General features: G+C 68.5%; 23 protein-coding genes and 2 tRNA genes. 8 read left to right on the top strand and 17 right to left on the bottom strand.

The genetic code is table 11. The features are described 5' to 3' along the window. Positions 1 to 33: 33 nt before the first annotated feature. A complete protein-coding gene (locus tag QGN31_RS07305; RefSeq protein ID WP_014942664.1) occupies positions 34 to 546 on the top strand; it encodes a pyridoxamine 5'-phosphate oxidase family protein in 513 nt (170 codons plus the stop codon). A gap of 15 nt (positions 547 to 561) precedes the next feature. Here QGN31_RS07305 and QGN31_RS07300 read toward each other — a convergent pair. From QGN31_RS07300 to QGN31_RS07285, 4 genes are all read right to left on the bottom strand, one after another. Beyond that, positions 562 to 634, bottom strand: a tRNA-Glu gene (locus tag QGN31_RS07300). A gap of 73 nt (positions 635 to 707) precedes the next feature. Next, positions 708 to 779: transfer RNA gene (locus QGN31_RS07295), tRNA-Gln, on the bottom strand. A gap of 151 nt (positions 780 to 930) precedes the next feature. Further along, positions 931 to 2397: a glutamate--tRNA ligase gene (gene gltX, locus QGN31_RS07290; protein ID WP_083863017.1), complete on the bottom strand. Its 1467-nt coding sequence runs from the start codon at positions 2395 to 2397 to the stop codon at positions 931 to 933. Further along, positions 2394 to 3200 (bottom strand): fumarylacetoacetate hydrolase family protein, encoded by an 807-nt coding sequence (locus QGN31_RS07285; RefSeq protein WP_009952784.1) that lies wholly within the window; start codon positions 3198 to 3200, stop codon positions 2394 to 2396. The genes gltX and QGN31_RS07285 overlap by 4 nt, the downstream gene beginning before the upstream one ends. A gap of 286 nt (positions 3201 to 3486) precedes the next feature. Here QGN31_RS07285 and QGN31_RS07280 point away from each other — a divergent pair, with 286 nt between their 5' ends. Both QGN31_RS07280 and QGN31_RS07275 read left to right on the top strand, forming a co-directional pair. Further along, positions 3487 to 4803 (top strand): MFS transporter, encoded by a 1317-nt coding sequence (locus QGN31_RS07280; RefSeq protein ID WP_009952786.1) that lies wholly within the window; start codon positions 3487 to 3489, stop codon positions 4801 to 4803. A 3-nt stretch (positions 4804 to 4806) separates the two neighbouring features. After that, positions 4807 to 5997 (top strand): MFS transporter, encoded by a 1191-nt coding sequence (locus QGN31_RS07275; protein ID WP_014385483.1) that lies wholly within the window; start codon positions 4807 to 4809, stop codon positions 5995 to 5997. Here the strand turns inward: QGN31_RS07275 and QGN31_RS07270 are convergent. Both QGN31_RS07270 and serA read right to left on the bottom strand, forming a co-directional pair. After that, positions 5994 to 7004, bottom strand: coding sequence for a 3-isopropylmalate dehydrogenase (locus tag QGN31_RS07270; RefSeq protein WP_014942666.1), 1011 nt, complete (start codon positions 7002 to 7004; stop codon positions 5994 to 5996). The genes QGN31_RS07275 and QGN31_RS07270 overlap by 4 nt on opposite strands. 61 nt (positions 7005 to 7065) lie before the next feature. Further along, positions 7066 to 8652, bottom strand: a complete 1587-nt coding sequence (serA, locus tag QGN31_RS07265) for a phosphoglycerate dehydrogenase (protein ID WP_014942667.1) — start codon at positions 8650 to 8652, stop codon at positions 7066 to 7068. Between the two features lie 29 nt (positions 8653 to 8681). Between serA and QGN31_RS07260 the strand changes: the two genes are divergently transcribed. Together QGN31_RS07260 and wrbA are read left to right on the top strand one after the other, a co-directional pair. Then, complete coding sequence (locus QGN31_RS07260; protein WP_014942668.1) at positions 8682 to 10109, top strand: phytoene desaturase family protein; 1428 nt, start codon at positions 8682 to 8684, stop codon at positions 10107 to 10109. Continuing rightward, a complete protein-coding gene (gene wrbA / locus QGN31_RS07255; RefSeq protein WP_009952793.1) occupies positions 10106 to 10708 on the top strand; it encodes an NAD(P)H:quinone oxidoreductase in 603 nt (200 codons plus the stop codon). The genes QGN31_RS07260 and wrbA overlap by 4 nt, the downstream gene beginning before the upstream one ends. An 88-nt stretch (positions 10709 to 10796) precedes the next feature. Here the strand turns inward: wrbA and ilvC are convergent, their stop codons facing one another. The 3 genes from ilvC to QGN31_RS07240 are packed head-to-tail and all read right to left on the bottom strand — an operon-like array spanning position 10797 to position 14140. Next, positions 10797 to 11798, bottom strand: coding sequence for a ketol-acid reductoisomerase (ilvC, locus tag QGN31_RS07250; protein WP_009952794.1), 1002 nt, complete (start codon positions 11796 to 11798; stop codon positions 10797 to 10799). Positions 11799 to 11831: 33 nt separating this feature from the next. Continuing rightward, positions 11832 to 12338, bottom strand: a complete 507-nt coding sequence (gene ilvN / locus QGN31_RS07245; protein ID WP_008259035.1) for an acetolactate synthase small subunit — start codon at positions 12336 to 12338, stop codon at positions 11832 to 11834. Then, positions 12338 to 14140, bottom strand: a complete 1803-nt coding sequence (locus tag QGN31_RS07240) for an acetolactate synthase large subunit (RefSeq protein WP_225324875.1) — start codon at positions 14138 to 14140, stop codon at positions 12338 to 12340. Before QGN31_RS07240 ends, ilvN begins: the two co-directional genes overlap by 1 nt. Before the next feature lie 405 nt (positions 14141 to 14545). Between QGN31_RS07240 and QGN31_RS07235 the strand changes: the two genes are divergently transcribed. Next, complete coding sequence (locus QGN31_RS07235) at positions 14546 to 14902, top strand: PH domain-containing protein (protein WP_008259037.1); 357 nt, start codon at positions 14546 to 14548, stop codon at positions 14900 to 14902. Positions 14903 to 14914: 12 nt separating this feature from the next. On the opposite strand, the gene QGN31_RS07230 is transcribed toward QGN31_RS07235, so the two are convergent. Beyond that, positions 14915 to 15775 (bottom strand): DoxX family protein, encoded by an 861-nt coding sequence (locus tag QGN31_RS07230; RefSeq protein ID WP_008259038.1) that lies wholly within the window; start codon positions 15773 to 15775, stop codon positions 14915 to 14917. 253 nt (positions 15776 to 16028) lie between these two features. Here QGN31_RS07230 and QGN31_RS07225 point away from each other — a divergent pair, with 253 nt between their 5' ends. Beyond that, complete coding sequence (locus QGN31_RS07225) at positions 16029 to 17159, top strand: PQQ-dependent sugar dehydrogenase (RefSeq protein WP_080552487.1); 1131 nt, start codon at positions 16029 to 16031, stop codon at positions 17157 to 17159. 91 nt (positions 17160 to 17250) lie between these two features. Here QGN31_RS07225 and gatB read toward each other — a convergent pair whose 3' ends face one another. The 6 genes from gatB to gatC all read right to left on the bottom strand — a co-directional run bounded on the left by gatB (position 17251) and on the right by gatC (position 24528). Then, positions 17251 to 18762 (bottom strand): Asp-tRNA(Asn)/Glu-tRNA(Gln) amidotransferase subunit GatB, encoded by a 1512-nt coding sequence (gene gatB, locus QGN31_RS07220; protein WP_014942669.1) that lies wholly within the window; start codon positions 18760 to 18762, stop codon positions 17251 to 17253. Between the two features lie 265 nt (positions 18763 to 19027). Further along, a complete protein-coding gene (locus tag QGN31_RS07215) occupies positions 19028 to 20383 on the bottom strand; it encodes an IS1380 family transposase (protein WP_155254931.1) in 1356 nt (451 codons plus the stop codon). 121 nt (positions 20384 to 20504) lie between these two features. Then, complete coding sequence (locus QGN31_RS07210; RefSeq protein WP_225336823.1) at positions 20505 to 21617, bottom strand: MinD/ParA family ATP-binding protein; 1113 nt, start codon at positions 21615 to 21617, stop codon at positions 20505 to 20507. Between the two features lie 58 nt (positions 21618 to 21675). Next, positions 21676 to 22707: an ATP-dependent 6-phosphofructokinase gene (locus tag QGN31_RS07205; protein ID WP_008259042.1), complete on the bottom strand. Its 1032-nt coding sequence runs from the start codon at positions 22705 to 22707 to the stop codon at positions 21676 to 21678. A 43-nt stretch (positions 22708 to 22750) separates the two neighbouring features. After that, positions 22751 to 24232, bottom strand: coding sequence for an Asp-tRNA(Asn)/Glu-tRNA(Gln) amidotransferase subunit GatA (gene gatA, locus QGN31_RS07200; protein WP_014942670.1), 1482 nt, complete (start codon positions 24230 to 24232; stop codon positions 22751 to 22753). Continuing rightward, complete coding sequence (gene gatC / locus QGN31_RS07195; protein ID WP_009952003.1) at positions 24229 to 24528, bottom strand: Asp-tRNA(Asn)/Glu-tRNA(Gln) amidotransferase subunit GatC; 300 nt, start codon at positions 24526 to 24528, stop codon at positions 24229 to 24231. The genes gatA and gatC overlap by 4 nt, the downstream gene beginning before the upstream one ends. A 99-nt stretch (positions 24529 to 24627) precedes the next feature. Here gatC and QGN31_RS07190 point away from each other — a divergent pair, with 99 nt between their 5' ends. Continuing rightward, positions 24628 to 25284, top strand: coding sequence for an amino acid-binding protein (locus QGN31_RS07190; RefSeq protein ID WP_085978385.1), 657 nt, complete (start codon positions 24628 to 24630; stop codon positions 25282 to 25284). Between the two features lie 118 nt (positions 25285 to 25402). Here QGN31_RS07190 and QGN31_RS07185 read toward each other — a convergent pair whose 3' ends face one another. Then, complete coding sequence (locus QGN31_RS07185; protein ID WP_043955248.1) at positions 25403 to 26701, bottom strand: HNH endonuclease signature motif containing protein; 1299 nt, start codon at positions 26699 to 26701, stop codon at positions 25403 to 25405. Between the last annotated feature and the right edge of the window lie 55 nt (positions 26702 to 26756).

Raw genomic sequence — 26756 nt, 5'->3', positions numbered from 1 at the left:
GAGCGCCGCGGCGGGCCTGACAGACTGGCCGGCATGGGAACCAATCAGCGCGCGAGCATCGTCATGTCGGAAGACGAGATCGCCGATTTCGTCGTCAAGAGCCGCACCGGAACGCTGGCCACCGTCGGCCCCGACGGCCAGCCTCACCTGACCGCCATGTGGTACGCCGTGGTCGACGGCGAGATCTGGCTGGAGACCAAGGCGAAGTCGCAGAAGGCCGTCAATCTCAAGCGTGACCCGCGGGTGAGCTTTTTGATCGAGGACGGCCACACCTACGACACGCTTCGCGGGGTGTCCTTCGAGGGCGTCGCGGAGATCGTGGACGACCCCGACGTCTCACACCGGGTGGGGGTCAGCGTCTGGGAGCGCTACACCGGCCCTTACACCGACGACATGAAGCCGTTCGTCGAGCAGATGATGAACAAGCGGGTCTGTGTTCGCATCGTGGCCCGCCGCGCTCGTTCGTGGGATCACCGCAAACTGGGCCTGGCGCCGATGCCGGTGGGTGGATCGACCGCTCCGGCCGTCCTGGGGAACGACCGGTAACTGCGGTTTAGTTTGTAGCCCCGATGGGATTCGAACCCACGCTACCGCCGTGAGAGGGCGGCGTCCTAGGCCGCTAGACGACGGGGCCAGAAACGATCCGAGCAGTCAGCATAGCTCACCGCGCTAAGCCCACCTAATCGCTTGAAACGGTGCGGATTTTGCTGGGGTACCAGGACTCGAACCTAGAATGGCTGAACCAGAATCAGCTGTGTTGCCAATTACACCATACCCCATTGGCTGCCTAAAACTGCTGGTCAGCGCCGATTGCGGGCCTTTACAAGCTCTTTGGGGACCGCCGCTGCCAGTCGTTGTCGGCTTTGGTAAACCGCAGTGCAGACTACCAAAGTCTCGCGGGGCAGTCCGCATGCGTGGTCTGGGTCTCCCCTAACCGATCGTCGCGCGCGCCGCGCGCAGCCGCCGCACGCTGCGGTCGCGGCCCAGCAGCTCGAGCGACTCGAACAGCGGCGGGCTGACCGTCGTCCCGGTGGCGCCCACCCGGATCGGGCCAAACGCCTTGCGCGGTTTGAGGCCCAGCTCGTCGATGAGCGCCGCCTTGAGGGCGGCCTCGATGTGGGGCGTCGTCCAGTCCACGACGCCGTCCAGCGCGCCCAGCGCCGCATCGAGCACAGCGGCCGAGTCCGGCCCCAGCTCCTTGGCGGCGGCCTTGGGGTCGATCGCGTACTCGTCGTCGTTGAGGAACTTCAACAGGTCCCAGGCGTCACCGAGCACCACGATCCGGGTCTGCACCAGGTCGGCGGCCGTGGCGAAGCCGGCGTCGTCGAGCTCGAGGCGATGACCGTGCACGCCGAAGTAATCGCGCAGCCTGGCGGTGAAGTCCTCGACGGTGAGCATCCGGATGTGCTCGGCGTTGAGCGCGTCGGCCTTTTTCTGGTCGAAGCGGGCCGGGTTGGAGTTGACGTCGACGACGTCGAACGCGGCCACCATCTCATCGAGACTGAACACGTCGTGGTCGTCGGCGATGGCCCAGCCCAGCAACGCCAGGTAATTGAGCAGCCCTTCGGGGATGAAGCCGCGGTCGCGGTGCGCGAACAGGTTCGACTGCGGGTCGCGCTTGGACAGCTTTTTGGTGCCCTCCCCCAATACCGTTGGCAGATGCGCGAACTGCGGGGTGCGCTCGGCGACGCCGATGCGGATCAGCGCCTGATACAGAGCGAGCTGGCGCGATGTCGACGGCAGCAGGTCCTCGCCGCGCAGCACGTGGGTGATCTTCATCAGCGCGTCGTCACACGGATTGACCAAGGTGTACAACGGATCTCCGTTGGCGCGGGTCAGCGCGAAGTCGGGCACCGACCCGGCCGCGAAGGTGGTGGTTCCCCGCACCAGGTCGTCCCAGCTGAGGTCGCCGTCGGGCATCCGCAGCCGCACCACCGGCTGGCGGCCCTCGGCGAGGAATGCCGCGCGCTGCGAGTCGGTCAGCTGCCGGTCAAAATTGTCGTAGCCCAGCTTGGGATTACGGCCCGCGGCGAGGTGCCGCGCCTCGACCTCCTCCGGCGTCGAAAAGGCGTAGTAGGCCTCTCCCGCCTCGACCAGCTTGGCCACCACGTCGCGGTAGATCTCGCCGCGCAAAGATTGGCGGTACGGGCCGTAGGGGCCGCCCACTTCGGGCCCCTCGTCCCAGTCCAGGCCGAGCCAGCGCAGCGCGTCCAGCAGCGCCAGATAGCTTTCCTCACTGTCGCGTTGGGCGTCGGTGTCCTCGATGCGGAAGACGAAGGTGCCCCCGGTGTGCCGGGCGTAGGCCCAGTTGAACAGCGCCGTGCGGACCATGCCGACGTGCGGGGTGCCGGTGGGCGACGGGCAGAATCGGACGCGTACGTTCGCGGGTGCAGTCACGATTTTCCTTTGCGGAGCACGGGATTGGTCAGGGTGCCGATGCCCTCGATGGTGATGGAGACGGTGTCGCCGTCCTCGATGGGGCCGACGCCCGCCGGGGTTCCGGTGAGGATGATGTCGCCGGGCAGCAAGGTCATCACCGCCGAGATCCACTCGACGATGGAGCCGATGTCGTGGATCAGCAGCGACGTGCGGCTGTGTTGCTTGACCTCGCCGTTGACCTCGGTGCGCAATTCGAGATCGCCCGGGTCCAGCGGCTTGAGGTCGGTCACGATCCACGGCCCGACCGGGCAGAAGGTGTCGTGGCCTTTGGCCCTCGTCCACTGGCCGTCGGCTTTTTGTTGATCGCGCGCCGACACGTCGTTGCCGATGGTGTAGCCGAGGATGTTGTCCGCGGCCTGGGCGGCCGAGACGTCCTTGCAGGGCCGGCCGATGACCACGGCCAGCTCGCCCTCGAAGTGAACCGGTGATGCGTTGGCCGGCAGGCGAATCGGTACGTTGGGCCCGATGATGGCGGTGTTCGGCTTGAGGAATATCACCGGCTCGGCCGGCGCGGGGCCGGTCATGTCCTTCATCTCGGCGATGTGATCGGTGTAGTTCTTGCCGACACAGACCACCTTGCTGGCGAGTATCGGGGCGAGCAGCCGGACGTCGGCGAGCGGCCATGACCGGCCGGTGAAGTTCGGCGTGCCGAATGGATGCTCGGCGATCTCGCGGGCGATCATCTCGGCGGGGTCGTCGAGTTCGCCTTCGATGCTGACGAAGGCGACACCGTCGGGGCTGGCGATTCGACCAAGGCGCATTCGGTTGAGCCTAGTGAGGGTCGCGAGCGCGGCGAAGCCGGGCGTGGCGGGCCCTCACCATCCGACCCAGTGAGGGTCGCGAGCGCGGCGTAGCCGGGCGTGGCGGGCCGTCACCATCCGACCTAGTCTGGCGACGATTCGGGCCGGGACGGCCCGAGGAGGAGCCGGACGATCCCGCCTAGCCAGGGTCGCGAGCGCGGCGAAGCCGGGCGTGGCGGGCCAGGCGATGACCAGCAACGGCACACGTCCTGCGGCCAAATTTCCCGGTGGTATGCAAGCATGGGGAATGCAGACCGACTCGACCGATACGCCCGAAATCGGCGCGGGCGTGCGCTGGTCGATCATGGTCGTTTCGCTGCTGGCGACGGCGAGTTCGTTCCTCTTCATCAACGGCGTCGCATTTTTGATCCCGTCGCTGCGAGTGCGCGGAGTCCGGCTGGACGAAGCCGCCCTGCTTGCCTCGATGCCGAGCTGGGGCATGGTGGTGACGCTGGTGTTGTGGGGCTATGTGCTCGACCGGGTGGGCGAACGGGTGGTGATGGCCACGGGCTCGGCGCTGACCGCGGCGGCGGCCTACGCCGCGGCGTCCGCGCATTCGTTGGTGCTGATGTCGGTGTATCTGTTTCTCGGCGGCATGGCCGCCGCCAGTTGCAACACGGCGGGCGGGCGGCTGGTGTCCGCCTGGTTCCCGCCGCAGCAACGCGGCCTGGCCATGGGCATCCGCCAGACCGCGCAACCCCTGGGAATCGCCTTGGGCGCGATGGTAATTCCCGAGCTCGCCGAACACGGACCGCAGCACGGCCTCAGGTTCGCCGCCCTGGCATGCGCGGTCGGGGCGATAGCGAGCGTGATCGGAATCGTCGACCCGCCCCGGAAACCGCGCGCGAGCGCGAGTCATCAGGAACTCGCCAGTCCCTATCGAAAGTCGTTGACGCTGTGGCGGATTCACGCTGTGGCGGGCCTGATGATGATGCCGCAAACGGTGACGGTGACGTTCATGCTGGTGTGGCTGATCAGGAACCTGCACTGGTCGGTTACGGCCGCGGGCGGGTTGGTCACCCTCTCGCAGCTGTTGGGCGCGCTCGGCCGGGTTGCCGTGGGCCGCCTGTCCGATCGCGTCGGGTCGCGGATGCGTCCCGTGCGCTACATCGCGGCGGTCGCGGTGTTGGCGCTCCTCTTGCTGGCGTGGGCCGACTACATGAATTCGCGGTGGCAGGCGGGGCTCATGGTGGTCATCGCGGTGATCTCCGTGCTCGACAACGGGCTGGAGGCCACTGCCATCACCGAATTCGCCGGCCCGTATTGGAGCGGCCGCGCCCTGGGCATTCAGAACACCACCCAGCGCATGATGGCGGCGGCCGGACCCCCGCTGTTCGGCGCCTTGATCGCGGCCGCGAAATATCCACCGGCGTGGCTCTTGTGCGCCTTGTTCCCGTTGGCGGCGGTGCCGCTGGTGCCGACGCGGTTGCTGCCGCCCGGTTTGGAGACCAGGGCCCGGCGGCAAACCGTCCGTCGCGTTCGTTGGTGGCGTGCCATCCGTTCCCACGCAATGCCGAATAGGCCGGAGCGACGTTTGCCGCAACGATCCGGTGAGAACTATTAATAGGTGCAGACGACATCGACGCGTCGATGGGTGATGCTGGGGACGGGACTGATCGCGACGTTGAGCGCGACGGTCTTCATCAACGGCATCGCCTTTCTGATCCCCGCCCTCAACGACGTACGCGGCATCAATCTGGCCGAGGCGGCGCTGCTCTCGGCGATGCCCAGCTTCGGCATGGTGGTCACGCTGATCGCCTGGGGCTACATACTCGACATCGTCGGCGAGCGGATCGTGCTCACGGCGGGCTTGGCCCTCACCGCGGCGGCGGCGCTCATCGCTGCGGCGGTGCCGGAATCCATGCTGACGGAAGGGATCGCCCTGTTCGGTGGCGGCATGGCCGCGGCGAGCGCCAACACCGCCAGTGGCCGCCTGGTGACGGGGTGGTTCCCGCCGCAGCAGCGCGGCCTGGCGATGGGGATTCGACAGACCGCGCAACCGTTGGGAATCGCGTTGGCCGCCTTGGTACTTCCCGAGCTCGGCGAACGCAACATCTCGGTCGCGCTGTTGTTCCCCGCGGCGGTCTGCGCGGTGTCCGCCGTGCTGTGCGCCGTGTGGGTGCGCGATCCCGCACGCCCCGAACGGTCGACGGCCGACAAGGCCGAATTGGCCAGCCCGTACCGCGGCACGACGGTGCTGTGGCGCATTCACTTCGCGTCGGCGCTGCTCATGGTGCCCCAAACCGTGGTCTTGACGTTCATGCTCGTCTGGTTGATGAAAAACCAGCATTGGTCGATCGCGACGGCCGGCGTCTTGGTGAGCTTCTCGCAGCTGTTGAGCGCGCTGGGTCGCATCGCCGTCGGCAGATGGTCCGACCGCCTGGGATCGCGAATGCGCCCGATCCGCATCATCGCGATGGCCGCCGCCGTGGTGATGGTCTTGCTGGCGATCGCGGATCATGCGCACTCGGCGATGGCGGTGACGCTGATGGTCGCCGCGTCGGTGATCACCGTGCTCGACAACGGTTTGGCGTTCACCGCCATTCCGGAAGTGGCCGGCCGATTTTGGAGCGGGCGCGCCATGGGCGCGCAGAACACCACTCAGCGACTCACCGCGGCGGTCGGGCCGCCGGTTTTCGGCGAGATGATCGACGCGACCGGATACCCGCTGGCCTTCGCGGTGTGCGCGCTGTTTCCGTTGCTGGCCCTGCCGGTGGTGCCGTCGGAGGCGCGCTCGCGCGCGGCCGCCCGCGACTAGAGCCCGGCGGCGATCCGTTCGCCGACTTCGCGGGTGGCGAGCCGTTCGCTCCCGCGCGTTGCCAGGTGGCGCTCGACGGCCCGGTCCACCCGGGCGGCGGCGTCGTCCTCGCCGAGATGGGCGAGCAGCAACGCCACCGACATGATCGCCGCCGTCGGATCGGCGATGCCCTGCCCGGCGATATCCGGTGCGCTGCCGTGAACGGGCTCGAACATCGAGGGGTTGGTCCGCGTGGCGTCGATGTTTCCGCTGGCGGCCAAGCCAATTCCGCCACACACCGCCGCCGACAGGTCGGTGATGATGTCGCCGAACAGGTTGTCGGTGACGATCACGTCGAACCGACCGGGATCGGTCACCATGAAGATGGTGGCCGCGTCGATGTGCTGATACGCCACCTCGACGTCGGGATAGTCCCGGCCGACCTCGGCCACGATGCGCGACCACAACCTTCCGGCGAAGGTCAGCACGTTGGTTTTGTGTACCAGGGTCAAGTGCTTTCGGCGTCGCTGAGCCCGCTCGAACGCGTCGGCCACCACGCGTCGCACGCCGAAAGCCGTGTTCTGGCTGACCTCGGTGGCGACCTCGTTGGGCGTTCCGACGCGGATGGCGCCGCCGGTGCCGGTGTAGGGACCTTCCGTCCCCTCGCGCACCACCACGAAGTCGATGTCGGGATTGCCGGCCAGCGGGCTGTTCACACCCGGATACAGCCGCCCGGGCCGCAAGTTGATGTGATGATCCAGCTCGAAACGCAAGCGCAGCAACAAACCTCGCTCCAGCACGCCGCTGGGCACCGACGGGTCACCGATGGCGCCGAGCAGGATGGCGTCATGCGCGCGCAGCTCGTCGACCGCCGAGTCCGGCAGGAGCTCACCCGTGGCGTGGTAACGCCGCGCCCCCAAGTCGTAGCTGGTCTTCTCCACTCCGGGCAGCACCGCGTCCAGAACGTTGACGGCCTCGGCCACAACTTCGGGCCCGATACCGTCGCCCTCGATCACCGCCAGCTTCATGGGCGCCGCTCCTCCTCATTGGCGCCGCTCATGCGGCGCGTGGTCGGGTCGCCGGCGCGCTTCATGAAAGATCAACCACCTCAAGCTTGTTCGCGCCGACGGCCGCACCGATCTCCGACCGCACGTCGCCCGGCACGTCCCGATCCAGGCGCAACAGGATCGTCGCTCCCGGACCCTCGGCGTCCTCGGACAGTTGCGCGGCCTGGATGTTCACCCCGGCCGAGCCCAGCAGGGTACCGATCTTGCCCAGCGCACCGGGCTGGTCGACGTAGTTGATCACCAGGTTGATGCCGCGGGCGCGCAGGTCGAAGTTGCGGCCGTTGATCTGCACGATCTTTTCCACCAGCTGCGGCCCGGACAGGGTGCCGGCGACGTTGACCGCGCTGCCGTCGTGCGCGACCGCGCGCACGTCGACCACGCTGCGGTGGTTCGGGCTCTCCGACGCCGTGCCGATTTCGGCGGTGATGCCGCGTTCCTCGGCCAGCGCCGGAGCGTTGACGAACGTCACCGGACCCTCGACGACGGCCGAGAACAACCCCCGCAGAGCCGAAAGTTTCAGCACCTCAACGTCTTCGGATGCGAGCTCGCCGCGCACCTGCACCGACAACGACACCGGCGGACCGTCGGAAAGGGTGGCCGCCAGCACGCCGAGCTTGCGCACCAGGTCCAGCCACGGCGCCACCTCTTCGTTGACCACCCCGCCGCCGACGTTGACGGCGTCGGGAACGAATTCCCCGGCCAGCGCGAGCTTCACGCTCGCCGCGACGTCGGTGCCGGCCCGATCCTGGGCCTCCTCAGTCGAGGCCCCCAGATGGGGTGTGACCACCACCTGCGGCAGCTCGAACAGCGGACTGTCGGTGCACGGCTCCTTGGAGAACACGTCAAGGCCGGCCGCGCGCACGTGGCCACTGCGGACCGCGTCGGCCAGCGCCGCCTCGTCGACCAGGCCGCCGCGGGCGGCGTTGACGATGACCACGCCCGGCTTGGTTTTCGCCAACGCGTCCTTGCCGATCAGTCCGGCCGTTTCGGGCGTCTTGGGCAGGTGCACCGAGATGAAGTCGGCGCGGGCCAGCAGTTCGTCGAGCGTCAACAGCTCGATGCCCAGCTGCGCGGCGCGGGCCGGCGACACGTAAGGGTCATACGCGATCAGGTGGGTGCCGAAGGCGCTGAGCCGCTGGGCGACCAGCTGCCCGATGCGGCCCAACCCGACGACGCCCACCGTCTTGCCGAAAATCTCGGTGCCCGAGAACGACGACCGCTTCCAGGTGTGCTCGCGCAGCGAGGCGTCGGCCGCCGGGATCTGGCGGGCCGCGGAGAGCAGCAGCGCCAGCGCGTGCTCGGCGGCGCTGTGAATGTTCGACGTCGGCGCGTTGACCACCAGGACACCGCGCTCGGTGGCCGCGTCCACGTCGACGTTGTCCAGGCCGACCCCGGCGCGGGCGACGATCTTCAGCTTGGGGGCCGCCGCGAGCACCTCAGCGTCGACGGTGGTGGCCGAGCGCACCAGCAGCGCGTCGGCCTCAGGCACGGCCGCCAACAGTTTCTCGCGATCGGGCCCGTCTACCCAGCGCACCTCGACCTGGTCGCCCAGGGCCGCGACGGTTGATTCAGCGAGCTTGTCGGCAATGAGTACAACAGGCAAATTCACCCGGCCAGCCTATCGGCTGTAATTGACGGGTGGACGTCACCATCGTCGGCAGCGGACCCAACGGGTTGACCGCCGCCGTAATCTGCGCCCGGGCCGGCCTGAAAGTGCAGGTCGTCGAAGCTCAACCGACGTTTGGCGGGGGTGCGCGCACCGCGGCCGATCCCGATTCCGCGGGCGTCGTGCACGACATCTGCTCGGCGGTGCACCCGTTGGCGCTGGCATCGCCGTTCTTCATGGAGTTCGACCTGCCCGCGCGCGGCGTGCAATTGGCGGTCCCCGAGATTTCGTACGCCAACCCGTTGCCGGGCCGCCCGGCGGCCATCGCGTACCGCGACCTGGACCGCACCTGCGCCGAATTGGAGGGCGGCGCCTCATTCCGGCGCCTGCTCGGCCCGCTGGTCGAGCGCTCCGACGACGTGGTGGCCCTGCTGCTGGGCGACAAGCGGTCGGTGCCGAACTCCGTGCCGTCGGCGTGGCGGCTCGGGGTGCGGATGCTGGCCCAGGGCACCCCGGCGTGGGGTTCGCTGATCGGCGAGGACGCCCGCGCCCTGTTCACCGGTGTTGCCGCCCATATCATTTCGCGGATGCCGTCGTTGACGGCGGCCGGTGCCGGGATGATGCTGGCCACCCTCGCGCATTCGGTGGGCTGGCCGATTCCGGTGGGGGGCAGCCAGGCGATCACCGACGCACTGATCGCCGACCTGCGCGCTCACGGCGGCGAGCTGACGGCGGGCACGGAGGTCACTTCGCCGCCTGGCGGGGTCGTCGCCTTCGACACGGCGCCGACCGCGCTGCTGCGGATCTACGGCGACTCCCTCCCGAGGCGCTACGCCAAAGCGTTGCGGCGCTACACGTTTGGCCCGGGGGTGGCCAAGGTCGACTTCGTCCTGGCCGACGAGATCCCCTGGGCGGACCCGCGGCTACGAAAGGCCCCCACCCTGCATCTCGGCGGCACCCGGGCCCAGATGGCCCGCGCCGAGGCCGACATCGCCGCCGGCCGGCACGCGCAATGGCCGATGGTGCTGGCCGCCTCTCCGCACGTCGCCGACCCGGGCCGCATCGACTCGAACGGACGCCGCCCGTTCTGGAGCTATGCCCACGTGCCGTCGGGGTCCACCGTCGATCCGACGGAGGCCGTGACCGCGGTGGTCGAGCGCTTCGCGCCCGGCTTCCGCGACGTCGTGGTGGCCGCACGCGCGGTGCCCGCCGCGCGGCTGTGCGACCACAACGCCAACTATGTGGGCGGCGACATCGGGATGGGCGGCAATTCGGCCTGGCGAGCGATCGCGGGACCGAGTCCGCGGCTAAACCCTTGGCGCACACCCATTCCCAAGGTGTACCTGTGTTCGGCGGCCACGCCACCGGGCGGCGGCGTCCACGGCATGGCCGGCTACTACGCCGCGCGCACGCTGTTGCGCCGCGAATTCGGGATCGGCATGCCTAGGCTGAGCCCGTGACCAAACTCGCGATCATCTATTACTCGGCCACCGGACACGGCACCACGATGGCGCAGCGCGTCGCCGCGGCGGCCGAGTCGGCAGGGGCCGATGTCCGCCTGCGCCACGTCGCCGAAACCCAGGATCCCGCCTCGTTCGCCCACAACCCGGCCTGGACGGCGAATTACGAGGCCACCAAGGACCTTCCGGTGGCAACCGGCGACGACATCGTCTGGGCCGACGCGGTGATCTTCGGTTCACCGACGCGGTTCGGCTCTCCCGCAGCGCAATTGCGCGCGTTCCTCGACTCGCTGGGCGGGCTGTGGGCACAGGGCAAGCTCGCCGACAAGGTGTATGCGGGCTTCACGTCGTCCAACACCGTGCACGGCGGTCAGGAAACCACCCTGCTCTCCCTGTACATCACGCTGATGCATTTCGGCGGCATCATCGTGCCGCCGGGCTACACGGATGCGTGCAAGTTCGTCGACGGCAACCCGTACGGGGTCAGCCTGGTCACCACCCACGACAACATCAACGAATTCGACGAGCCCACCGACAAGGCCCTCGAGCACCTGGCCCGCCGGGTGGTCGAGACGGCGGATCGCCTCGCCTCGTCCTGAGCCGCCTCGCCTCTTAGCCCGCCGAACGTGCACTCACGGCGAAAAATCGACGAAAACTCGCCCTGAGTGCACGCTCGGCGCCGAAAAGCTAAGCCGTCTCGGTGATCGGCCGGTCGACCCAGCTCATCAGGTCGCGCAGCTTCTTGCCGGTGACCTCGATGGGGTGCTCGGCGTTCTCCTTGCGCAGCTGCTCGAGCTGCTTGTTGCCGCCCTCGACGTTGGCGACCAGCTTCTTGACGAAGTCGCCGTTCTGGATGTCGCGCAGGATCTCCCGCATCCGGTCCTTGGTGCCGGCGTCGATGACGCGGGGCCCCGACAGATACCCGCCGAATTCCGCGGTGTCGGACACCGAGTAGTTCATCCGGGCGATGCCGCCCTCATACATCAGGTCGACGATCAGCTTGAGCTCGTGCAGCACCTCGAAGTACGCCATCTCCGGCGGGTAGCCCGCCTCGACCATCACGTCGAAACCGGTCTTCACCAATTCTTCTGTGCCACCGCACAAGACGGCCTGCTCACCGAAGAGGTCGGTCTCGGTCTCGTCCTTGAAGGTGGTCTTGATGACGCCGGCGCGGGTACCGCCGATGGCCTTGGCGTAGGACAAGGCGAGCGCCTCACCCTTGCCGGACGGGTCCTGGTCGACCGCGATCAGGCAGGGCACACCCTTGCCGTCGACGAACTGCCGGCGCACCAAATGACCGGGCCCCTTGGGCGCGACCATGGCGATGGTGACGTCGGCGGGCGGCTTGATCAGGTCGAAGTGGATGTTGAGGCCGTGACCGAAAAACAACGCGTCACCGGGCTTCAGGTTCGGCTCGATGTCATTTTTGAAGATGTCGGCCTGCGCGGTGTCGGGCGCCAGCAGCATGATCACGTCGGCCCACTTGGCGACCTCGGCGGGGGTGTCGACGTCCAGGCCCTGCTCGGAAACCTTGGGCCGCGACTTCGAACCCTCCTTCAGGCCCACCTTCACCTGCACGCCGGAGTCGCGCAGGCTCAGCGAGTGCGCGTGCCCTTGGCTGCCGTATCCGATGACCCCGACCTTGCGACCCTGAATGATGGTCAGGTCCGCATCGTCGTCGTAGAACATTTCTAGTGCCACTGTTGAATATCTCCTTGTGTGTTACTTGGCCGTGCCGATACCGCGTGGACCGCGAGACAACGACACCACTCCCGATTGCACGATTTCACGGATGCCGAATGGTTCCAGGATCCGCAGCAGCGCCTCGATCTTGCCGCGGTCGCCCGTCGCCTCGATCGTCAGCGCCTCCGTGGAAACGTCAATCACCTTGGCGCGGAACAGGTTCACCGCTTCGATCACCTGACTGCGGGTGCCGGCGTCGGCGCGCACCTTGATCATCGCCAATTCCCGCGACACCGAGTTGTCGTCGTCGAGCTCGACAATCTTGATGACGTTGATCAGCTTGTTGAGCTGCTTGGTGATCTGTTCGAGCGGGGTCTCCTCGGCGGAGACCACGATCGTCATCCGGGACATGTCCTTCTGCTCGGTCGCGCCGACCGCCAGGGACTCGATGTTGAAGCCGCGCCGCGAGAACAGCGCGGCCACGCGGGCGAGGACACCGGGTTTGTCTTCGACCAGCACCGACAGAGTGTGGGTTTGCGGACTCATCAGGCGTGCCCTTCACTCTCGTCGTCGAACAGCGGGCGGATCCCGCGCGCCGCCTGGATCTCGTCATTGCTGGTGCCGGCGGCGACCATCGGCCACACCTGCGCGTCCGCGCCGACGATGAAGTCGATCACGACCGGTCGGTCGTTGATCGCCCGCGCCTGTTCGATCACGTCGGCGACGTCTTCCTCACGCTCGCAACGCAACCCGACGCAGCCCAGCGCCTCCGCCAGCTTCACGAAGTCCGGGATGCGGTGCGAATGCGTGGCCAGATCCGTTTGCGAGTAACGCTCTTCGTAGAACAGCGTCTGCCACTGGCGGACCATGCCCAGGTTGCCGTTGTTGATCAGCGCCACCTTGATCGGCACGCCTTCGATCGCGCAGGTGGCCAGCTCCTGGTTGGTCATCTGGAAACAGCCGTCGCCGTCGATCGCCCAGACCTCGGCGTCCGGGCGGGCCATCTTGGCGCCCATGGCGGCCGGAATGGCGAACCCCATGGTGCCCAGGCCGCCGGAGTTGAGCCAGGTGCGCGGCTTCTCATAGGAGATGAATTGGGCCGCCCACATCTGGTGCTGGCCGACGCCGGCGACGTAAATGGCGTCCGGGCCGGCGATCTGGCCGAGCTTCTCGATGACGTATTCCGGGCCCAGGCTGCCGTCGCTCTGCGGTCCGTAACTCAGCGGATACGTGGACCGAACCCCGTCGAGGTAGGCCCACCACTCGGTCATGTCGATCTTGCCGGGCACCCCGTCGTGGCGCAGCTGCTCGACCAGCTCGGCAATGACGGCCTTGACGTCACCGACGATCGGCACGTCGGCGTGGCGGTTCTTGCCGATCTCGGCCGGGTCGATGTCGGCGTGGATGACCTTGGCTTCGGGCGCGAAGGTGTCCAGCTTCCCGGTCACCCGGTCGTCGAAGCGGGTGCCCAGCGCGATCAGGAGGTCGCTGCGCTGCAGGGCCGCCACCGCGGCGACGGTGCCGTGCATGCCGGGCATGCCCATGTGCTGACGATGGCTGTCCGGGAACGCGCCGCGCGCCATCAGCGTGGTCACCACCGGGATGCCGGTCAGCTCGGCCAGCTCGGCCAGCTGCTCGGTCGCGTCCCCGCGGATGACACCCCCGCCCACGTACAGCACCGGTTTGCGGGCCGCAGCGATCAGCTTGGCGGCCTCCCGGATCTGCCGGTTGTGCGGCTTGACGGTCGGCTTGTATCCGGGCAGATCGATGCGCGGCGGCCAGCTGAACGTGCACTGGCCCTGCAGCACGTCCTTGGGGATGTCGACCAGCACTGCGCCGGGGCGGCCCGAGGAGGCGATGTGGAAGGCCTCGGCGAGCACCTGCGGGATCTCGTTACCGGAGCGGACCAGGAAGTTGTGCTTGGTGATCGGCATCGTGATGCCCGAGATGTCGGCTTCCTGGAAGGCGTCGGTGCCGATCAGCGTGCGCCCCACCTGGCCGGTGACCGCGACGACGGGGATCGAGTCCATCTGGGCGTCGGCCAGCGCGGTGACCAGGTTGGTGGCCCCGGGGCCGGAAGTCGCCATGCAGACACCGACCTTGCCGGTGGCGTGCGCGTAGCCGCTGGCGGCGTGACCCGCGCCCTGTTCGTGGCGGACCAGCACGTGGCGCAGCTTCTTCGAGTCGAACAGCGGGTCGTAGACCGGCAGCACCGCGCCGCCGGGGATGCCGAAGATGACGTCGACGTCGAGTTCCTCCAGCGACCGGATCACCGACTGCGCGCCGGTAAGTTGCTCGGGCCCAATGCGTTTCGGCTTGCCGTTGGCAGACTTCGCGGCCGGCTTCACCGCGTCGGTGGCGATGTCGGCGGCGCCCGGTGTGTCGGGGGCGGGCCGCCTGGTGGGAGCGCTCACTGTCGTTCAGTCCTTATTCACTCTGGGAATCTCGCGGGGGCAACAAAAAACCCCCGACAGCTCATCTGCTGCACGAGGGTTGCGCGTTGGTGCTGGATTGCTTCAAATGCTCAAACGCAAGTCAGGCACCAACGCGCCTAATTACTACGAGCATCCCGGGCTTTCCGGCGGTATCCATAGCGCTCGACGGTAGTCTTCGCACAGCTCAGCAGTCAAATCCGTCACCGTCACCAGCCGGGTTGGGCGCGCGCCGCCGCCTGGCCGCTCGCGGGATCCGCCGGGCGCCCCGGGTGAAATGATGGTCGGGTGGCTACCGGTTCGTCTTCCCGAACACCTCTCGTGATCAAGCTGTCCCCCATCGCGCACCTCGCGGTCGGATTCCTGGCCCTGGGCTTGCTGATCCCGGTGATGCTGTGGCCGCCGTCCGCGCCGCTGCTGATCATTCCGGTGGTGCTGTCGGCGATGATCGTCCGGTTACGCACCGTCGCCGACGACCGCGGTGTCACCGTCCGCACGCTGCTGGGCAGCCAGACGGTGCGCTGGGACGACATCGACGGGCTGCGTTTCCATCGCGGTTCCTGGGCACGGGCGCGCCTCAAGAGCGGCGCCGAGCTGCGATTGCCGGCGGTCAGCTTCTCGACGCTGCCGGAGCTCACCGCGGCCAGCGCGGGGCGGGTTCCCAACCCCTATCAGTGACGGCGGCCCAGCTCAGCCGATCGGGTTCACGCCGTTGAGCGCCACCCACACGCCGATGCCGGCGGCGATGCCGGCCAGCAGGGCGACGAACGACCCGATGAACGGCCGGTGGGCCCAGCCGCGGCGCGCGTCGAGACCGTAGCGGCCGGGTCCGCACAGGATGACCGCGGCGGCCACGGCGATGAGGGTGATCTGGTATTCGTGCCCCTCGGGCAGGAAGTACGAGAAGGTGTGCGTGTGCGGCCGCGCCGAGACGGTGGCCAGCAGGCCATTGATCAAAAACGCAAGAGCGCCGGCCGCGGCCAGCGGCGTGAACAGGCCCAGCACCAGCAGCACACCGGCCACGAGCTCGCCGCCGGCGCTCACGTAGGCGAGGATGTCGGCGTGCTGGTAGCCGACGTCGGACAGCGAGTTCCTGAACCCGGTCACTCCCGAACCGCCCCACCAGCCGAACAACTTCTGCAGCCCGTGGGCGCCGAGCACCACGCCCAGCCCGACCCGCAACACCAGCAAACCCAGATGCTGGGTTCCGCGCCGCCCGACGTCGTGCAACCGGTCGTCGTGCTCGTCGTCGTCGATGTCGGTGGACTCCGGCGCCGCGTGCCGGGCCGCCGAATGCGGCTGGACGTACGGCAGCGGCTCCTGGTGTTCGAGCAGGTTGTAACCCGAGGCCCCGGAGCCGGCCATCGCCGCGGCGGCGCCGTAGGGGATGACGGTGGTGGTTCCCGTGGACGGGTTGAAGTCACCGGGGTAGCCGACTGGGGTCAGATCGTCTTCGGGGTCGACCAGGCGCGCCGAGGCGGGGCGTCCCGGGGTCGACTCCGGGGATTCGCCGGGCCGCTGCCAATCTGCGTCATTCGGTTGACTGGTCACGGGTGTCAGGGTAAGGGCAGTTGGCCCCGAATTGGGGATTTGAGCGGCGCTTTCGCCAGGCAATCGACGGTTTGCCCGCCAAAAACGCCCGGATCGGTCCGAAATCGGCCTGCGAGCCCGTCTGGAGGGGCCGGAAGGCACGATTCGGGGCCCGTCGGCACCCGGCGGAAAGCGGGATCCGATCGCGGGTTCGGCGGCGGGCGAGCGGGACGCGTGTGGCGGCGGCGGCGGCGGTGTCCGTAGCCTGACGGTCATGCGACTAGGGCGATCGGGGCGGTCGGTGCGGCGCGGGTTCGCCGCGCTGTGTGCCCTCGTGCTGGTGACGAGCGGGTGCGCGCGCTTCAACGACGCGCAATCACAACCGTTCACGACCGCCCCGGAATTGAAGCCGCAGCCGAGCTCGACGCCGCCCCCGCCGCCGCCGCTGCCGCCCACCCCGTTCCCGAAGGCCTGCCCGGCGCCGGGGGTCATGCAGGGCTGCCTGGAGAGCACCAGCGGGCTGATCATGGGGCCCGACAGCAAAACCGCGCTGGTCGCCGAGCGCACCACCGGAGCGGTCAAGGAGATCTCGGTCAGCGCCGAGCCGAAGGTGAAGATGGTCATCCCGGTCGACCCGTCCGGGGATGGCGGGTTGATGGACATCGTGTTGTCGCCCACCTACACCCAAGACCGCCTGATGTACGCCTACGTCAGCACCCCGACCGACAACCGGGTCATCCGCATCGCCGACGGCGACATCCCCAAGGACATCCTGACCGGGATCCCCAAGGGCGCCACCGGCAACACCGGGGCGTTGATCTTCACCAGCCCCACCACGCTGGTCGTGCTGACCGGCGACGCCGGTAACCCGGCGATGGCCGCGGACCCCAATTCGCTGGCCGGCAAGGTGCTGCGCATCGAGCAGCCGACCACCGTCGGTCAGGCCCCGCCCACCACGGCGCTGTCCGGCGTGGGTTCGGGCGGCGGCTTGTGCACCGACCCGGTCGACGGCTCGCTGTATGTCGCCGACCGCACCCCGACCGCGGATCGGTTGCAGCGCATCACCAAAACGTCGGACGTCTCCACGGTGTGGACCTGGCCGGACAAACCCGGCGTGGCCGGATGCGCGGCGATGGACGGCACCGTGCTGGTGAACCTGATCAACACCAAGCTGACGGTGGCGGTCCGGCTGGCTCCGACCACGGGCGCGGTCACCGGTGAACCCGACGTCGTGCGCAAGGACACCCACGCGCACGCGTGGGCGCTGCGCATGTCACCGGATGGAAACGTCTGGGGCGCAACCGTAAACAAGACGGCGGGCGACGCCGAGAAGCTGGACGACGTGGTGTTCCCGCTCTTCCCGCAGGGCGGCGGCTTCCCGCGCAACAACGACGACAAGACGTAGGGCGCGCCGGGTTTTGCGCGAAAGTGCAACTGGCGACGCATCTGCCGAGACGCGCCGTCGACAACTGCACTCTCGCGACTTTGGGGTGGGGCTAGCCCTGGCCGCAGGCCGCCAGGACCAGTTCGCGCACCCGGGCGGCGTCGGCCTGCCCGCGGGTGGCCTTCATCACCGCTCCGACGATCGCGCCCGCCGCGGCCACCTTGCCGCCCCGGATCTTTTCCGCCACATCGGGATTGGCGGCCAGCGCCTCGTCGACGGCCGCCTGGGTGACCGAGTCGTCGCGCACCAGCGCCAGGCCGCGCGCGGACATGACCTCTTCGGGTTCGCCCTCCCCGGCCAGCACGCCCTCGACGACCTGGCGCGCCAGTTTGGTGGACAGCTTGCCCTCGTCGACCAGCGCCACCACCGCGGCGACCTGGGCGGGCGTGATGGCCAGCTCGTCGAGCGCGACGTTGGCCTCGTTGGCCTTCTGCATCAAGAAGTTCCCCCACCAGGCCCGCGCCTGTTCGCTGGACGCGCCGTGTTGGATGGTGGCGGTGACCAGTTCGATGGCGCCGGCGTTGACCAGGTCGCGCATCACCTCGTCGGAGATCCCCCACTCTTCCTGAATTCGCTTGCGGCTCAACCACGGTAGCTCGGGGATGGTCTGGCGCAGCCGCTCGACGAGCTCGCGGCTGGGCGCCACGGGCTCCAGGTCGGGCTCGGGGAAGTAGCGGTAGTCCTCGGCGGTCTCCTTGACGCGGCCCGGGCTGGTGTAGCCCGCCTCGTGAAAGTGCCGGGTTTCCTGGGTGATCTGGCCGCCGGAGGCCAGGACGGCGGCCTGGCGCTGCATTTCGTAACGCACGGCCACCTCGACGCTTTTCAGCGAGTTGACGTTCTTGGTTTCGGTGCGGGTGCCGAATTCGGCCTGGCCGGTCGGCTTCAGCGACACGTTGGCGTCGCAGCGCATGGAGCCCTGATCCATCCGGACGTCGGATACGTCCAAGGCGCGCAACAGGTCCCGCAGCGCGGTCACGTAGGCCCGGGCGATCTGCGGGGCCCGGTCCCCGGCCCCGACGATGGGCTTGGTGACGATCTCGATCAGTGGTACCCCGGCGCGGTTGTAGTCGATCAGCGACGTCGTCGCGCCGTGAATGCGGCCGGTCTCGCTGCCGATGTGGGTGAGCTTGCCGGTGTCTTCCTCCATGTGCGCGCGCTCGATCTCCACCCGCCAGGTGCTGCCGTCTTCCAGCGGGGCCTCGAGGTAGCCGTTGATGGCGATGGGCTCGTCGTACTGCGAAATCTGGTAGTTCTTCGGCATGTCCGGGTAGAAGTAGTTCTTCCTGGCGAAGCGGCACCAGGGCACGATCTCGCAGTTGAGCGCCAGCCCGATTCGGATGGCCGACTCCACCGCGGTCTGGTTGAGCACCGGCAGCGAGCCGGGCAGCCCGAGGCACACCGGGCACACCTGGGTGTTGGGCTCGGCGCCGAATGCGGTCGTGCAGCCGCAGAACATCTTGGTGACGGTGGACAGCTCGACGTGCACCTCGAGGCCGAGCACCGGATCGAAACGCGCGATGACGTCGTCGTACTCCATCAGGTCGGCGCTGGCGGCAACACTCATGCGCTCGATCCTAGTGGTGATCGCGAGCGCGGCGGAGCCGGGCGAAGCGGGTCACCACCGATCAAGACTAGTGGTGATCGCGAGCGCGGCGGAGCCGGGCGAAGCGGGTCACCACCGATCAAGACTAGCCTCGATCTTTCTTGAGGTGGGTTGGTTGTTGTCGATTGGTCGGTTGTTGCCGGTGCGGTGGGTTGGGCGTGGAGCGTCCCCGGCGCTGGGTCGCCGGTTCTCCTGGGTCCTGGGCCGTAGGGATGTTGCGGTGAATTCAATTGAGTGCGGCGAGGTTTCGTTGACCCCTGGTCAGTAGTTCTGACCAGGGCCATCGTCTGCTCAGGCGCAGGATGCGACGGCGTCCGGTGGTGATGACCCGGCCGGCCACCGAAAGCAGGCGCAGGCGCAGTCGTTTGGGTTCCCAGCTGCGGGCGGGGTGATCGGGCCAGGCCAGTAGTTGGGTCCAGGTCAGCAGCTCGTAGGCCAGAGCGGCCAGCTCGAGCCAGATCTCGTTCTTGCCGAAGGCCTGCAGCGGCAGGTTGGCCAGGCCGGTGTCTTTGAGGGTGCGGATGCGGTCCTCGGCGCGGGCCCGCAGTCGGTGGCGTACTTCGAGGTCGGCGAGTCGCCCGCCGGTGGTGTTGGTGGCGAACATCGTGATGCGCCAGCCGTGGGCATCGGTGATGCGCAGTTGGGCACCGGGATGTGGGCGTTCCCGGCGGGCGATCACCCGCATCCCTGGCGGCCAGCCAACGAACGTCGCCGGCAGCCAGCGGGTCAGTTCGGCAACCTGAGCGCCCTCGCGCAGACACCCATCGGCGTCCTTAGCGCGCCGCCAGGCCTGGCGCGGCAGGGCGGCCAGGGCATCCAGCACGGGTTGGCGACCGTAGACACCGACCGAGTAGGACAGACCCAGGTGGTGGATGTGCCAGAGGAATTCCTTGACTCCCGAACCGGTGTCGCCTCGCACCAGCACCCGATCGCGCACCCCCTGGGGCAGTTGGGCCAACGCGGCATCAAGGACCGCGATCTGATCGGCGGCGTCGCTGGCGTTGGCCCGCCCGGGACGCAACATCGCCGCCAACGGCTCCCCGGTACCGCCGGCACCGTGATCAACGAACGCCATCATCGGATGAAACCCGTATCCCCGCTTGAAGTTCGGGGTCGCGCCTTCTTTATCCGAATGCGCCCCGATCAAGGTGGCGTCCAGATCGACGACGACCTCCCCAGCTACAGGAACCGGGCAGCACAGCTGCCACACCGTCGCCCGCGCGCTCGCCCGCGCATGACGGATCGCGGCGATCGCCGCGGCGGGATCCCCGCCGAGAGTCTCCAGCAGCCGGCTGATCGTGGGATCAGAGGCCACCGCACCGAACAACTCCGGCTGAGCACGCAGCAGCGCCGCATCGGCCAAGCAGTCACCGCCGAGCGCGATCGCCACCGCCAGATCCAGCACCATTTTGCCCGGATCGTGGACCGAGCGCGGCGCCCGCCACGACCGCAGCTGATCCGAGAGAACCGACGTCAAGCCGCTGACCTGCGCAGTCTGCACGAGCAGCGCCGCACCAGTCGAGGAAATCAACGACTCGCGACCAGCCTCGACCCTAAACCCACCACAACGGCTACGCTTCACCTACGGAGTGCCTTCCCGCTTGCAGAACATGGACCCTAGACAAGTCACATTTTCTCAAGCAGGACAGGCACTTCCGTGCATCACACGCCCGTCACCACCCCATCTTCACGAAAGATCGAGGCTAGTGGTGATCGCGAGCGCGCTCTCCTCCCCTGCCCGGGAACATCCCGGCCAGCACGGCGGCCATCTCGAGGTAGCTGCGCCGGCTCTCCTTGCTCATTCGGTCCAGCGCGATCTTCCTGCCCTCGTGCACGTGCCGGTCGAACGGCAGCACCACGGTGGCGGCGACGCGTGCGGACAGCCGGTCAAGTTCCGTCACGGCCACACCCTCCACCTTGGCCGGCTCGACGTGATTGACCGCGAGCACGGTCGACGCCATCAATCGTTGATACCCGTTGTGGCACAGCCACTCCAGGGTGGTGTGGGTCTTGCGTATCGCGTCGATCGAGGTGCTCGTGACCACCACGAGGGCCCGCGACTCCGGCAGAACAGCCTCCATCACACTGGAATTGAGCGCTTTGACGCAATCGACCAGCACCACCGAATACTGGTTTCTCAGCATCGAGAACGCCCGCAGAACGTCACGGCGCTCCAGGCGCCAGTCGGTGCTTGCGTAGTCCGGCAGCCCGAGCACCTCCAGCCCGAAGCCGTTCATATAGGTCAGCGCCCGGATGTCCTCGTAGCTCGTTGCCGGGCCGCCGCGGAGCAGGTCGGCCATGCTGTGCGGGTTGTGACGGCCGTGGCGCTCGGCCAGGTCCCCCGCGTCGATGTCGAGTGCGAGCACCCGGTCGTTGCGCACCGCGGCGAAAGTCGACCCGAGGGCCTCGACCACCGCGGTCTTGCCCACCCCGCCTTTGAGGTTGAGGACGGCGATCGGAAAAGCACTACCCACAGTCGCGCGGATGCGCTCCCGCAACTCCGTCTCGTAGGCGGCGTTTTTGCCCGGGCCGAGATCGATCCCGGTGACGCGGTGGATCAACCCTCGCCAGTTGAGCCTGGCGTCGGTCTCGGGGTGGTCGAAGCGATCCAGCGCCGTCTCGCCCAGCACCGGCCCGGGGCGCGGCGGGACCGGCGGACGGCGGCCGGGCCCGCGAGGCTGGGGCACCGTGGTCGCCGACGGGCGGGCGTCGGCGCGCCAGCTGGGCGGGCGCGGGTGGTGGGGTGCCGGGCCCGGTGGGCCCGCCGATCCGACGGAATGCTGAACGACTCCGCGACTCTCACCACGGTTGCTCATACCCCGGTATAGCCGTTATGCACGGGTCCGGAAACCACCGGTTATCTGCCCGGCGGGCCTAGCCGAAGAAGGCCGCGGCGTCGTCGTAGCGGCTGTCGGGCACCAGCTTGAGCTGGCGGACGGCATCGGCCAGCGGCACCCGGCCGATGTCCTGGCCGCGCAGCGACACCATCTGGCCGTATTCGCCGGCATGCGCCGCGTCGGCCGCATTCACGCCGAACCGGGTGGCCAGCACCCGGTCATATGCCGTCGGGGTGCCGCCGCGCTGGACGTGACCCAAGACGGTCACCCGGACGTCCTTGTTGATGCGCTTTTCCACCTCGGCGCCCAGCTGCGCGGCCACACCGGTGAATTTCTCGTGGCCGAACTCGTCAATCCCGCCTTCCCGCAACGCAATCGAGCCGGGTATGGGTTTGGCGCCCTCGGCGACCACGCAGATGAAGTGCGAATCTCCGCGCTGGAAGCGACGTTTGACGAGCCGGCAGACCTCTTCGACGTCGAATGGCTGCTCGGGGATCAGCGTCATGTGCGCGCCGGAAGCCAGGCCCGCGTTCAGCGCAATCCAACCCGCGTGCCGGCCCATCACCTCGACCAGCATCACGCGCTGGTGGGACTCGGCGGTGCTGTGCAACCGGTCGATCGCCTCGGTGGCGACGGTCAACGCGGTGTCGTGGCCGAAAGTCACGTCCGTGCAATCGATGTCGTTGTCGATGGTCTTCGGCACGCCGACCACGGGAACGTTTTCCTCGGAGAGCCAGTGCGCGGCCGTCAGCGTGCCTTCCCCCCCGATCGGGATGAGGACGTCGATCCCGTTGTCGTCGAGGGTCTGCTTGACCTGGTTCAGCCCGGCCCGCAGTTTGTCGGGATTCACGCGCGCGGTCCCCAGCATCGTTCCGCCCTTGGCCAGCAGGCGGTCGTTGCGGTCGTCGTTGTGCAGCTGGACGCGCCGGTTCTCCAGCAACCCGCGCCATCCGTCCTGAAATCCGACCACCGACGAGCCGTACCGGGAGTCGCACGTACGCACCACCGCCCGGATGACGGCGTTGAGCCCGGGGCAGTCGCCGCCTCCGGTGAGCACTCCGATCCGCATAGCCCTATCTTGCCGGGCGGCGGGCTACCGGCGCGAGCAGACGTCAGATCGCGGCCGGCAGCGGCCCGCGCGCCGCTTCGTAGGCGGCCCCGACGCGGTACAGGCGGTCGTCGGCCAGCGCGGGCGCCATGATCTGCAATCCGACGGGCAGGTCGTCGTCCGGCGACAGGCCCGACGGCACCGACATGCCGCAGTGACCGGCCAGGTTCAGTGGCAGCGTGCACAGGTCGAACAGGTACATCGCCAACGGATCGTCGACCTTCTCACCGAGCCCGAACGCGGTGGTCGGGGTCGCCGGTGACACCACGACATCGACCGACCGGTAGGCCTCGTCCAGATCGCGGGCGATCAGGGTGCGCACCTTCTGAGCCTGGTTGTAGTAGGCGTCGTAGTAGCCGGCCGAGAGCGCGTAGGTGCCGATCATGATGCGCCGCTTGACCTCCGGGCCGAAGCCCGCGGCGCGGGTCAGCGCCATCACCTCCTCGGCGCTGTGGCTGCCGTCGTCGCCGATCCGCAGCCCGTAGCGCATCGCGTCGAAGCGCGCCAGGTTGCTCGACACCTCCGACGGCAGGATCAGGTAGTAGGCGGACAGCGCGTACTCGAAGTGGGGGCAGTCGACCTCGCTCACCTCGGCGCCCAGCGCGGTCAGCTGCTCGACGGCGGCCCCGAAGGAGGTCAGCACCCCGGGCTGATACCCCTCGCCGCGCAGCTGCTTGACCACGCCGACGCGCACGCCCTTGAGGTCACCGGCCGCCCCGGCCCTCGCCGCGCCGACGACGTCGGGCACCGCCGCGTCGACGGACGTCGAGTCGCGGGTGTCGTGCCCGGCGATCACCTGATGCAGCAGCGCCGTGTCCAGCACGGTGCGCGCGCACGGGCCGCCCTGGTCCAGCGACGACGCGCAGGCCACCAGGCCGTAGCGCGACACCGTGCCGTAGGTCGGCTTGACGCCGACGGTCGCGGTCAGCGCGGCGGGCTGCCGGATGGAGCCGCCGGTGTCGGTCCCGATGGCCAGCGGCGCCTGGAACGCGGCCAGCGCCGCCGCGCTGCCGCCACCGGAGCCGCCGGGCACCCGGTCGACGTTCCAGGGGTTGCGGGTGGGCCCGTACGCGGAGTTCTCGGTCGAGCTGCCCATCGCGAACTCGTCCATGTTGGTCTTGCCGAGGATCGGGATGCCGGCGGCGCGCAGCCGCGAGGTGACGGTGGCGTCGTAGGGGGCACGCCAGCCCTGGAGGATCTTGGATCCGCAGGTGGTGGGCATGTCGACCGTGGTGAAGACGTCCTTGAGCGCCAGCGGCACCCCGGCCAGCGGCGACGGCAGCCGCTCCCCAGCGGCCACCGCCTCGTCGACGACGGCGGCCGCACCGAGCGCCTCGTCGGCCGCCACGTGCAGGAAGGCATGGTAGCGATCGTCGGTGGCTTCGATCTGGTCCAGACACGCCTGGGTGACCTCGACCGACGACAGCTCCTTGGCGGCGATCCGGGCTGCCAGCGTGGCGGCGTCGGACCGGATGATCTCGTTCACTCGCTGTCTCCCAGGATCTGCGGGACCGCGAAGCGGCCGTCGACGGCCGACGGCGCCTCGGCCAGCGCTTCGGCCTGGGTCAGGCAGGGCGCCGGCTCGTCCGGGCGGGTGACGTTGACGTCCTTGAGCGGGTTGTCCGTCGCTTCGACACCGGTGACGTCGACCGCCTGTACCTGGCTGACGTGCGTCAGGATGGCGTCGAGTTGGCCGGCGAAGCTGTCGAGCTCGCTGTCGGTCAACGCCAGCCGGGACAGCCGGGCCAGGTGCGCTACCTCGTCGCGGGAGATCTGGGACACGATCCGAAAGCCTAGCCGCGGGCCCGCTGCCGGCGGAGGGGGCCCGAGCCGGCTCGAGCCGAAATGCCGCCGACACATCGCTGTGCAACAGTGTTGGCCGTGCCCTCCTATCTGTTGCGCATCGAGCTCGTCGACCGTCCGGGAAGCCTGGGGTCGCTGGCGGTCGCGCTCGGTTCGGTGGGCGCCGACATCTTGTCGCTCGACGTCGTGGAGCGGAGCTCGGGGTACGCGATCGACGACCTGGTCATCGAGCTGCCGCCGGGGGCGATGCCGGACTCGCTGATCACCGCCGCCGAATCACTGTCCGGGGTCCGGGTGGACAGTGTGCGCCCGCACACCGGTCTGCTGGAGGCGCACCGCGAGCTCGAGCTGCTCGACCACATCGCCGCGGCCGGCGACACGGCGTCCAGGCTGCAGGTGCTGGCCAACGAGGCGCCCAGGGTGCTGCGCGTCAGCTGGTGCACGGTGTTGCGCAGTGCCGGCGGCGAGCTGCAGCGCCTCGCCGGCAGTCGCGGCGCCCCCGAAACCAAGGCGGACACGGCCCCGTGGCTGCCCCTCGAGCGGGCCGAGCCGCTGGACAGCAGCGCCGACTGGGTGCCCAAGGCATGGCGCGACATGGACATGACGATGGTCGCGGCCCCCCTGGGAGACCCGCACACCGCCGTGGTGCTCGGCCGGCCGGGCCCCGAATTCCGGCCGTCCGAGGTCGCCCGGTTGGGCTACCTCGCCGGGATCGTCGCCACCATGCTGCGCTGATCGGCCGCAACCCCGTCGAAGCCTAGGCCTTGGGGCGTTCCGGGCGGGCGGCGGTGCGAGTGTTGAAGGAATGAATTCCATTATGCACCAACGTGTTTGATCGCCAGGACTGGCCGGGCTAGTTGTTTGTCGGTGGGGGTTGGGGTTGGAAGGGGTCATACCACCACCAGTCGGCCCGCTCGCCGGTAGGTCCCGGACACGGTGGCACCGCGGGCGGGGGCCCAGTGGGTGGACGCGCCAACGATCCCGGGCTCAGTACCCGGCCGGCCTCGTCGGTCACGGTCAGGGCGTCGGCGGGTCCGGTGAGGGTGATAACGCCCCGGTGATGCAACCGGTGGTGATACGGGCAGACCAGCACCAGGTTGGCCAACTCCGTGGGGCCACCGTCTTCCCAATGCCACAGGTGATGCGCGTGCAGGCCACGGCTGGCCCCACAACCGGGCACCACACACGAGCGGTCGCGGTACTCCAGCGCGCGGCGCAGCCGCCGATTGATCACCCGCGTGGTCCGGCCCGCCCCAATAACCTGCCCGTCACGTTCGAACCAGACCTCACAGGTGGCATCACAGGTCAACAAGCGACGTTCGGCATCGGACAGCAGCGGACCCAAATGCAGGGTTGCCGCGCGCTGCCCGACGTCGAGGTGGGCCACCACGGTCGTGTGCTGCCCATGCGGGCGGCGGGTGGCCTCGGCGTCCCAACCCGCCTCGACCAGCCGCATCAACGCATCGACCGTGCTCGGCAACGGCGGCCGCTGATCGGAAACGCCCGCGCCGTTTGCCTGATCGTGTTTCCACTCGGCGATCAGCGCCTCACGATGAGACGCCAAAGCGGCGTCGAACTTCGCCGCATCCAAGTGGCCCAGCATGATCCGATAACAGGCGCCCCACTCAGTGGCGGTCGTAGTGATCGAACGCTCAGGCTCGATCTCGGGCCCAGGTTCGGACTCGGACTCGGACTCTGACTCTGACTCGGACCGAGGTTCAGGCTCGGGTCGCGGTTCCAGCTTCACCGCGGTACGCAACTGACTGACCGTCGCCACCGCGGCCAGCTCCGCGTAATGCTCATCAGACCCCTCACCCGCGCGCGCCGCGATCACCCCGACCTGATCGGCCGACAGCCGACCCTCCCGCAGGCCGGCGGTGCAGCGCGGAAACTCCTCGAGCCGGGCCGCGATCGCGGCCAGCGTGTGCGCGTTGGCCGACGAACACCCCAGCTTCCAGGCCACCAACGCCGGCACCGAGCGCGCCCCGGTCACACCACACAACCCGTCACGATCAATCTCGGCCACGATCTCCACAACGCGCCCATCAATCGCATTGCGCTGACCCGCCAACTCCGCCAACTCCCCAAACAACACCTCAAGACGGTCACTCGCAGTGACCACCACAGCCTCAGCGGATGCGATCGACGACATGCTGTCATCATCACAGCCACCACCGACAAGTTCGGGCCAAGTCATGTCGCGCTAG

This window comes from Mycobacterium sp. 2-64, assembly GCF_035918375.1.
GTDB lineage: Bacteria > Actinomycetota > Actinomycetes > Mycobacteriales > Mycobacteriaceae > Mycobacterium > Mycobacterium intracellulare.
Note: the sequence above shows the minus strand (reverse complement) of the source record. Positions and strands in the feature narration are given on the sequence as shown.

Excerpts from the sequence above, each read along its gene's own strand:
- QGN31_RS07305 (WP_014942664.1), top strand. The coding sequence starts at position 34 with ATGGGAACCAATCAGCGCGCGAGCATCGTCATGTCGGAAGACGAGATC.
- QGN31_RS07285 (WP_009952784.1), bottom strand. The coding sequence starts at position 3,200 with ATGCGCCTTGGTCGAATCGCCAGCCCCGACGGTGTCGCCTTCGTCAGC.
- QGN31_RS07280 (WP_009952786.1), top strand. The coding sequence starts at position 3,487 with ATGCAGACCGACTCGACCGATACGCCCGAAATCGGCGCGGGCGTGCGC.
- QGN31_RS07270 (WP_014942666.1), bottom strand. The coding sequence starts at position 7,004 with ATGAAGCTGGCGGTGATCGAGGGCGACGGTATCGGGCCCGAAGTTGTG.
- ilvC (WP_009952794.1), bottom strand. The coding sequence starts at position 11,798 with ATGTTCTACGACGACGATGCGGACCTGACCATCATTCAGGGTCGCAAG.
- ilvN (WP_008259035.1), bottom strand. The coding sequence starts at position 12,338 with ATGAGTCCGCAAACCCACACTCTGTCGGTGCTGGTCGAAGACAAACCC.
- QGN31_RS07225 (WP_080552487.1), top strand. The coding sequence starts at position 16,029 with ATGCGACTAGGGCGATCGGGGCGGTCGGTGCGGCGCGGGTTCGCCGCG.
- gatB (WP_014942669.1), bottom strand. The coding sequence starts at position 18,762 with ATGAGTGTTGCCGCCAGCGCCGACCTGATGGAGTACGACGACGTCATC.
- QGN31_RS07210 (WP_225336823.1), bottom strand. The coding sequence starts at position 21,617 with ATGAGCAACCGTGGTGAGAGTCGCGGAGTCGTTCAGCATTCCGTCGGA.
- QGN31_RS07205 (WP_008259042.1), bottom strand. The coding sequence starts at position 22,707 with ATGCGGATCGGAGTGCTCACCGGAGGCGGCGACTGCCCCGGGCTCAAC.
- QGN31_RS07185 (WP_043955248.1), bottom strand. The coding sequence starts at position 26,701 with ATGTCGTCGATCGCATCCGCTGAGGCTGTGGTGGTCACTGCGAGTGAC.